Consider the following 8,178-nt stretch of genomic DNA (forward strand, 5'->3'; position numbering starts at 1 on the left):
TCTGCGTGCTGCTCGAAGCGATGCTCGCCCGGCTGGAGGGCCGCGACTACGCCCCGCCCGAGCTGCCGCCGCTGAGCCAGCCATCGCCGGGCGGCCCCGCGCGCGAAGGCGAGCCCGACTTCGGCTACTGCACCGAGTTCGTGGTCGAAGCCGCCGGCGCCGGGGCCATCGACCTCGAGCGGCTGCGGGCGCTGGCCGAGCGGTTCGGCGCCAGCGTCGTCGTGGTCGGCGATGCGCAGGCGGCGCGCGTGCATGTCCACACCGGGGACCCCGAGAGGCTGGCGCAGCAGGCGGCGAAGCTGGGCACGGTCTCGCGCCTGAAGGTCGACGATATGACGGCCCAGCACGCCCGCTTCCGGGCCGGCGGCTCCGGAGCGACCGCGCGCACGGGGCTGCTGGCGATCAGCCGCGGCGCTGGCTTCGATGCGATGTTCGAAAGCCTCGGCGCGGCGGTGCTGGATATGGGCGAGGTGGAGAAGCCCGCGGCGGGCGAGATCGCGCGGCTGGCGGATGCGCTCCATACCGCGGATGTCTTCGTGCTGCCGAACCACCGGAACATCCTGCTGGCGGCCGAGCAGGCGGCGGGACTGACACGCTGCACGCTCCACGTGGTGCCGACCCTCTCGCTGCCGCAGGGGGTCGCCGCAGCGCTGGCATTCGACCCGGACGCGGCGGTGCGCGACCTGCTCGCCCGCATGGCTGAGGCGGCCGGGCGGGTCCAGACGGTGGAGGTGACCACGGCAGCCGCCGACCGGACTGCCGACGGCATCGCGGTGCGGGCGGGAGAGGCGATCGCGGTGCTCGATGGCCGGCTCGCGGCGGCCCGGGCCACGCCGGAGGAAGCGCTGGCGGCGGGGCTCGCGGCGGCCCGCCCCGAAGCGGGGTCGCTGGTCACGGTCTACGTGGGGGCGGGCGGCTCGGCCGAGGGCGCGCGCGCCGCCGCCGCGGGGGCCGCCCCGGGAGCCGAGGTCGAGGTGCTCGATGGGGGCCAGCCGCTCTACCACTACATCGCGGCGGTGGAGCGGTGAGACGGGCGGCGACGGCGCTGGCGGTCGCGGTTGCGGCGGTCGCCAGCGCCTGCGGCGGCGGCGAAGCCCTGCCAGAGCCCACACCCACGAAGCCCGGGGCGTTGCCGGCGAACCTGACGACCATCACGGTCACGGACAACCGGTTCCAGCCGCGCAGCCTGCAGGTGCCGGTCGGCACCCGGGTAACCTGGAGTTTCCGCGGCGAGGCGGCCCACCAGGTGGTCGGGACGTTCGAAGGGAGCGCGGTCGATTCGGGGCCGATGCGGCGGGGGAACTTCGAGTTCGAATTTACCGCGCCGGGCACCTTTGCCTACCGCTGCGGTATCCACGGCGAGGCGATGGCGGGCGAAGTCATTGTGCGGTAGGGAGCCGCACGCGGGTCTGCTGGGCGTGCCGGTTTGTCGTGGCAGCGGACCCGGAACTGTGGTAGAACGGGGCGGGCACTCCGAGAGCAGAGCGGCCGGAGGTGGGCGATGCACGAGGGGCAGCTCAGCCCTCGCGAGCGGGAAGTCGCCAGGGTGGCCGGGCTGCCGGGTGCGCTGCGGTTCGCGTTTCGGCGCAGAAGCTCAAGGCTCCTGGCTCGCCCGCCACGGCCGCGGGGGGACGGCGCGGGCGGGGTTTCGACCCCTGGCCGGGGACTACGCGTAGCGCTCCTCGCGCCAGGGGTCGCCGTAGTTATGGTAGCCGTAGGTCTCCCAGAAGCCGGGGCGGTCGCGCTCGAGGAACTGGATGCCCCCGACCCACTTCGCGCTCTTCCAGAAGTAGAGGTGGGGCACCACCAGCCGCATGGGCCAGCCGTGCTCCGGGGTGAGGGGCTGGCCGTTGTGGGAGTGGGCGAAGAGCACGCCCTGGCGCTTCAGATCCTCGAGCGGGAGGTTGGTGGTGTAGCCGCCGTAGCAGTGGATCATGGCGTACTTCGCCTCGGGCTTGAGGCGGATGGCATCGAGCAGGGCCGAGAAGGGTACGCCCTGCCATTCGTTATCGAACTTGCTCCAGGTGGTCACGCAGTGAATGTCCGAGATGTCCGTGACCTGGCCGAGCGCGTTGAACTCCTCCCAGGTGAACGTCTTCTCCTCTTCGACGAGGCCCCAGACGTGGAAGCGCCAGGTTTCGAGGTCGAGGCGCGGGATGCTGCCGTAGTGGAGCACCGGCCAGCCGGTGGTGAGGTGCTGGCCGGGGGGCAGGCGCAGTTTGCCATCGGGTCGAAGCGCTTTCGCGGCGGACTGGGACACGGCGGGCCCCCTTTGTGATGAGCAGGTTCGCGAACTGAGCGTAGCGGGTTGCGAAAGGGCCCGGCAAGAAGCCGCGCGGCCGGGGAGGCGGCGAGCCGGTACACTGGCGGCATGACGGACATGGAAACGAGCCCGCGGGCGGCTGCCAGCCCGCTGCTGCGACCCTCGCACGGGTGGTTCCTGCTGCTGGCGGCGGCGATTGTCGGGGCCGATCAGCTGACCAAGTGGATCATCCGCCTCACGGTGGAGCGCGGCGAGGCGATCGAGGTGCTGCCGTTCTTCCGGATCGTGCATGTGACGAACACGGGCGCGGCCTTCGGCATCCTGCAGGGCGCCGGCCCGCTGCTGATCGTGACGAGCGTGGCCGGGCTGGCCGCCATCCTCGTGTACCTGTTCAACCCCGCGTTCGCGCAGCCGCTGGTGCGGCTCGGGCTGGCGCTCATGCTGGGCGGGGCCGTGGGCAACCTGATCGACCGCCTGCACGCGGGCCGGGTGGTCGATTTCCTGAAGGTGCCGAACTGGCCGGCGTTCAACGTGGCCGATTCGGCCATCACGGTGGGAGTGCTCATCCTGCTATGGACCATGCTGGTTCAGCCGGCGCGGGAGCCGGACGCCACCTCCTGAACGCGGAGGCGCCGGGCCGGCTCGATGCCTGCATCGCGGCGGCGGTCCCGGGGCTTTCGCGCGCCCGGGTGCAGCGACTGATCGAGGGCGGGCACGTGCTGCTCAACGGCGAGGTGGCCCGCAAGTCGGCCCGCGTGGAGGCCGGGGACCGCATCGAGCTGACCCTGCCCGAAACCGGTCACGACGCCGCTGAGCCGGGCTTCGACCTGCCGGTGCTGTACGAGGATGACGCGCTGGCCGTCATCGACAAGCCGGCGGGGCTGGCGGTGCACGGGGCCCCGGGCGATACCGCGCCGTCGGTGGCCGGCTGGTGGCTGGCGCGGCTCGGCCCGGCGGCGACAGCGTTCGATGCCGAGCACCCGGGCATCGTCCACCGGCTGGATAAGGAAACGAGCGGCGTGCTCCTGCTGGCGAAGACGCCCGCGGCCCAGGCGGCCCTGAGCCGGGCGTTCGAACTGCGCCGGGTGCACAAGTGCTACCTCGCCATGGTGGAGGGGCAGCCGCGCCCGCCGCACGCCGTCGTCGAGGCGCCCATCCACCGCGACCCGCGCGACCGCACCCGGATGGCGGTCACCGCCCGCGGCCGGCCCTCGCGCACGGAGTATCGCGTGGTCGCCGGCGACGGCGGGCGTTCGCTGCTGGAAGTGTTCCCGGAAACAGGCCGCACCCACCAGATCCGGGTGCACCTCGCCTCGATCGGCCACCCCGTGGTCGGCGACCCGGTCTACGGCCGGGCCGGCGAAGGCCGCCGCCACCTGCTGCACGCGTGGCGGCTGGAGCTGCCGCACCCCACGGGCGGGACGCTGAGGGCCTCGGCGCCGCCGCCGGCGGACCTGCTGGAGGCGATTCGCGCCATCGCCGGGGAGGCGGTAGCCTCTCGATACGCCGCACCGCCGGCAGTGACCTGTGAGCGAGGCCAGCCTTCGTGACCGATCGACCCGTTCGCACGCGCTATGCGCCGAGCCCCACCGGCAACCCGCACGTGGGCAACATCCGCTCGGCGCTGTTCAGCTGGGCGTTCGCCCGTTCGCGCGGGGGCCAGTTCATCCTGCGCATCGAAGATACCGACCGCTTGCGCTTCGTCGAGCACAGCGTCGAGGCGATTATGGAAAGCCTGCGCTGGCTCGGGATCGACTGGGACGAGGGCCCGGACGTGGGAGGACCGTTCGGACCGTACTTTCAGTCGCAGCGTCTCGAGCACTACCGTGCGGCCGCCGAGACGCTGATCGAGCGGGGGCGCGCCTACCGCTGCTTCTGCACGCCGGAGCGGCTGGAACAGCTGCGGGCCGCCCAGGCCGCCGCGAAGCGCCCACCCGGCTACGACGGGCTGTGCCGCGGGCTGAACCCGGCGGAATCGGCGCGGCGCGCGGCGAGCGAGCCCCACGTAGTGCGCTTCGCCATGCCCCGCGAGGGGACGACCGTGCTGCAGGACGTGATCCGCGGCGAGGTGGTCTTCGAGAACGCCCTGCAGGACGACTTCGTGATGCTGAAGTCGGACGGCTTCCCCACCTACCACCTGGCGGTCGTGGTCGACGACACCGCGATGCGCATCACCCACTGCATCCGCGGCGACGAGTGGATTTCGAGCGCGCCGAAGCACATCCAGCTGTATGAAGCGCTGGGCTGGGAGCGGCCGGCCTGGGCGCACCTGCCGCTCATCCTGGGGCCCGACCACAAGAAGCTGAGCAAGCGCTCGGGCGATACCGCGCTGCTCGACTACCGCGACCGGGGCTACCTGCCGGAGGCGATGGTCAACTTCCTTGCGCTGCTGGGCTGGGCGCTCGATGACCACACGACCATCCTCGGGGTCGAGGAGCTGACCCGGCACTTCGACCTCGCCCGGGTGGTGCCGAACCCGGCGGTCTTCGATATCGAACGGCTGAACTACCTGAACGGCCACTACATCCGCGCGATGGAGGATACCCGCTGGGAAGAGCTGGTGGCGGAGTGGGCCGACCGGGGGCTGCCAGCCTCCATCCCGCGCCCACTCGACCGCGCGGTGCTCCGGGCGGCAGCGCCGCTGCTGCGGGAGCGGGTGACGGTCCTGAGCGAGGTCGCGGACCTGATCGCGTTCCTATTCACCGACGGGACCCCGCCCTACGACCCCGCGCTGCTCGCCGAGAAGGCCGGCGACGCCGCCACGGCCGCGCGGGTCTTGGAGGCGGCCATTACCGCGCTGGATGGGATCGCGCCCGCGGACTGGCAGAAGGAGGCGGTCGAGGCCGCGCTGCGCGGGCTCGAGGGCGTGCTGGGGCTGAAGCTGCGCAAGTTCATCCCGGCCCTGTACGTCGCCGTGATGGGGCGACCGACGGGGATCCCGCTGTTCGATTCGCTCGTCATCCTGGGGCGGGAGCGCACGCTCGGTCGGCTGCGCGCGGCGCAGGCACTCGTCGGCTAATCCGCGCCGGGCGCTTGGCGTTGGGGCTCCGCGGTTGGTAATCTGAAGCGTGCGCTGGGGATTCGTCTAATGGTAGGACAGCAGACTCTGGATCTGTATGTGGGGGTTCGACTCCTCCATCCCCAGCCAATCACCTCGCAGTGAGCTGTGCGGGCGGAGCGGCAAACCTTCGAACATACCGTCCGGTATCAGGCGTCCTGCCAGCGCGGCTCGCGCTTCTCGGCCCACGCCTGGCGCGCCTCGCGGGCGTCGGCGGTCTGGCTGGCGAGCGCCTGGTTGCGGTTTTCGAGCTTGAGCGCGGTCTGCAGCGGGATGCCGTTCACCGTTTCGTTGAGCACCTGCTTGGTGAGCCGCAGGCCGAGGGGGCTGGCCTTGCGGACGATGCCTTCGGCGATGGCAAGCGCCGCCGGGAGCAGGTCATCCGGCGGGACGATGCGGGTCATCAGCCCCATCTCACGGGCTTCCCGGGCATCGACGAGGCGGCCCGAGTAGAGCAGGTCGGCGGCGTGGGCCGCCCCGACGATCTTCGGCAGGAAGTAGGAGGAGCCGACATCGGCGCCGCCGAGGCCGAGGTTGAGGTAAGAGCAGGCGAAGCGGGCATGTTCGGTGCCGATGCGCATATCGCAGGCGAGGGCGATCGAGAAGCCGCCACCGGTGGCGGGGCCGTTGACCGCGGCGATGAGCGGCTGCGGGCACTCGCGCATCTTGACCATGAGGTCGGCGATGTCCTCCTGGAAGGTGTAGAGCTCCTGGACGGGGCCGACGCCCGGCTGCCAGGGGCCCTGTTCGCCGCCGGCCTTGAGGTCGAGGCCGGCGCAGAAACCGCGTCCCGCGCCGGTGATGACGATGACGCGGGTGGCGAAGTCGCGGTGGCGGGCATCGAAGAAGCCGCGCAGGGCGCGGAGCATCTCGTGGTTGATGGCGTTGAGGCGTTCCGGGCGGTTGAGCGTCAGAATGCCGATAGGTCCGCGTGATTCGAAGTGCAGGGGCTGTTCCATGGGCGACGATTCTACCGGGTTGCCACGCCCTGAACTCGAGCGGCTGTACCGGGAGGCCGTCTACCGGGTGGCGCTGCCGGGCGGCACTGCGGAGTTTCGCATTGGCGAGCGGCTGGAGGGCGCGCCCGGGCCGTTCGCGCTGATCACCGCGTGGAACCCGGGGTCGCGGCCGTTGCCGCCGGCGGAGAACGATCGGCGCAATGCCGAGCTCGCGGCGATGCTGCGGGGGATGGGTGCCCGGCTGCTGCCGGCGGAGGGTGCATCGCCCGATGGGAGCTACCGGGAGGCGTCGTTCGCGGCGTTCGGCATCACGGCGGAGCAGGCGATCGAAGCGGCGCGGGCGTTCGGGCAGGCGGCGATCGCCTGGCATGACGGCGAGGGCGCGCGCCTGCTCTGGTGTTAGGCACCGACACGTGCACGGGGTAGCCCCAATTGTTCGCTGCCGACGAACTATGTACGCTCAGGGGAACGCGTTGACGCTCACGTCAACGTTGCCCGAGGAGCACCATGCACGCACCTGCAGGACAGCAGCCGCTGGGAGAGACCCTGACGCCGCGCCAGAAGTGGCTCCTGCTCGGGAGCCTGATGATTTCGCTGTTCATCGGCGCACTCGACCAGACCGTGGTGTCGACGGCCACGCCGCGCATCCTGGCGGACTTGGGCGGGTTCACGCTGCTCTCGTGGCTGTTCACCAGCTACATGCTGACCTCAACGGTCGTGATCCCGCTGGTGGGGAAGCTGGGCGATATCTACGGCCGAAAGCTGTTCCTGATCGGCGGGGTGTTCCTGTTCATGGTGGCCTCGGCGGCCTGCGGGGCAGCGCCCAACATGCCTGTGCTGATCTGGATGCGTGCGGTCCAGGGCCTCGGCGGCGGGATGATCTTCGCCTCGGTTTTCGCGACGATGGGCGACCTCTTCGCCCCGGCAGAGCGGGGGAAGTACATCGGCCTGTTCACCGGGGTGTTCAGCCTCGCCAGCGTGGTGGGGCCGACCTTCGGCGGATTCCTCACCGATACGCTGAGCTGGCGCTGGGTGTTCTTCATCAACATCCCGGTCGGGCTGGTGGCAATGCCGGCGATCTGGTTCAACCTGCCGGCGAAGCAGCGCAGCGGCAGCCCGAAGCTGGACTTCCTCGGCGCGGGGCTGCTCTCGGCGGCCTCGGTCATGGCGCTGCTGGCGCTCGTCTGGGCTGGCGATAAATACGCCTGGGATTCGCCGCAGATCGTCGGCCTGCTGGCGGGGTCGCTGGTGCTCGTCGGCCTGTTCGTGCTGCAGGAGCTGCGCCACCCGGAGCCGACCCTGCCGCTCCACCTGTTCCGCAATCGGGTCTTCCTGCTTTCGAACCTGGTGGTGTTCACCTTCGGGTTTGGCGTATTCGGGGCGTTCCAGTTCCTCGGCATTTATGTCCAAACGGCGCTCGGCGCCTCGGCGACGGCGTCGGGGGTCATCACCACGCCGCAGAGTCTTGGGGTGCTGGCGACGAGCGTCATCGGCGGGCAGGTGATCGCCCGTACGGGACGGTACAAGTGGCAGACGTTCGCGGGCACAGTGCTGATCGCGGCGGCGCTTTCCCTGCTCACCCGGGTGAGCCTGGACACCCACCTGTGGCAGATCAGCGCGACGATGGTGGTGCTGGGCCTGGGGTTCGGGCTGGTCCTGCCCACGATGTCGCTGGTGGTGCAGAACGCGGTGAGCTACCAATACATCGGGGTAGCGAGCTCGGCCAGCCAGTTCTTCCGGCAGATCGGGAGCGTGCTCGGCATCGCGGTGTTCGGCGCGATCCTGGCCAACACGTACCACGCGGAGTTCTCGGCCCGCCTCACCGAGCAGGACCAGCAAACGCTCGGGCCGGCGATGGTGCAGCAGCTGGATGACCCCACCATTCGCCTGAACGAAGG

At 70.8% G+C, this 8,178-nt stretch carries 8 protein-coding genes, 1 tRNA gene and 1 pseudogene; 8 read left to right on the forward strand and 2 right to left on the reverse strand.

The annotated features are described in order from the left end of the window. A pseudogene (locus VAE46_RS07155) lies at nucleotides 1-1,028 on the forward strand (hypothetical protein); the annotation flags it as partial. Continuing rightward, entirely contained in the window at nucleotides 1,025-1,393 is a 369-nt protein-coding gene (locus tag VAE46_RS07160; RefSeq protein WP_322796238.1) for a cupredoxin domain-containing protein, read from the forward strand. The pseudogene VAE46_RS07155 and the gene VAE46_RS07160, both read left to right, overlap by 4 nt. Before the next feature lie 273 nt (nucleotides 1,394-1,666). Here the strand turns inward: VAE46_RS07160 and VAE46_RS07165 are convergent, their stop codons facing one another. Then, entirely contained in the window at nucleotides 1,667-2,260 is a 594-nt protein-coding gene (locus VAE46_RS07165; RefSeq protein WP_322796239.1) for a sulfite oxidase-like oxidoreductase, read from the reverse strand. A 111-nt stretch (nucleotides 2,261-2,371) separates the two neighbouring features. Here VAE46_RS07165 and lspA point away from each other — a divergent pair, with 111 nt between their 5' ends. The 4 genes from lspA (at nucleotide 2,372) to VAE46_RS07185 (ending at nucleotide 5,411) form a co-directional block, all read left to right on the forward strand. Next, nucleotides 2,372-2,884: a signal peptidase II gene (gene lspA, locus VAE46_RS07170; protein WP_322796240.1), complete on the forward strand. Its 513-nt coding sequence runs from the start codon at nucleotides 2,372-2,374 to the stop codon at nucleotides 2,882-2,884. Further along, nucleotides 2,836-3,813 carry an RluA family pseudouridine synthase gene (locus tag VAE46_RS07175; protein WP_322796241.1) on the forward strand — a complete coding sequence of 326 codons (978 nt, stop codon included), beginning with the start codon at nucleotides 2,836-2,838 and terminating at the stop codon, nucleotides 3,811-3,813. The genes lspA and VAE46_RS07175 overlap by 49 nt, the downstream gene beginning before the upstream one ends. Continuing rightward, nucleotides 3,810-5,282: a glutamate--tRNA ligase gene (gene gltX, locus VAE46_RS07180; protein WP_322796242.1), complete on the forward strand. Its 1,473-nt coding sequence runs from the start codon at nucleotides 3,810-3,812 to the stop codon at nucleotides 5,280-5,282. Before VAE46_RS07175 ends, gltX begins: the two co-directional genes overlap by 4 nt. Nucleotides 5,283-5,337: 55 nt before the next feature. Then, nucleotides 5,338-5,411 (forward strand) — tRNA-Gln (locus VAE46_RS07185). 59 nt (nucleotides 5,412-5,470) lie between these two features. Here the strand turns inward: VAE46_RS07185 and VAE46_RS07190 are convergent. Further along, nucleotides 5,471-6,280, reverse strand: coding sequence for an enoyl-CoA hydratase/isomerase family protein (locus VAE46_RS07190; protein WP_322796243.1), 810 nt, complete (start codon nucleotides 6,278-6,280; stop codon nucleotides 5,471-5,473). On the opposite strand from VAE46_RS07190, the gene VAE46_RS07195 reads away from it, so the two are divergent. Further along, nucleotides 6,279-6,683 (forward strand): DUF3293 domain-containing protein, encoded by a 405-nt coding sequence (locus VAE46_RS07195; protein WP_322796244.1) that lies wholly within the window; start codon nucleotides 6,279-6,281, stop codon nucleotides 6,681-6,683. The genes VAE46_RS07190 and VAE46_RS07195 overlap by 2 nt on opposite strands. A gap of 104 nt (nucleotides 6,684-6,787) precedes the next feature. Further along, the coding region (locus VAE46_RS07200) for an MDR family MFS transporter (RefSeq protein ID WP_322796245.1) at nucleotides 6,788-8,178 on the forward strand (1,391 nt) is incomplete at its 3' end.

The organism is Tepidiforma sp. (genome assembly GCF_034433535.1).
Taxonomy (GTDB): domain Bacteria; phylum Chloroflexota; class Dehalococcoidia; order Tepidiformales; family Tepidiformaceae; genus Tepidiforma.

Bases quoted from the DNA above. Each gene is read 5' to 3' on its own strand.
- VAE46_RS07195 (WP_322796244.1), top strand. From the start codon at position 6,279: ATGGGCGACGATTCTACCGGGTTGCCACGCCCTGAACTCGAGCGGCTG.
- VAE46_RS07175 (WP_322796241.1), top strand. From the start codon at position 2,836: ATGGACCATGCTGGTTCAGCCGGCGCGGGAGCCGGACGCCACCTCCTG.
- lspA (WP_322796240.1), top strand. From the start codon at position 2,372: ATGACGGACATGGAAACGAGCCCGCGGGCGGCTGCCAGCCCGCTGCTG.
- VAE46_RS07190 (WP_322796243.1), bottom strand. From the start codon at position 6,280: ATGGAACAGCCCCTGCACTTCGAATCACGCGGACCTATCGGCATTCTG.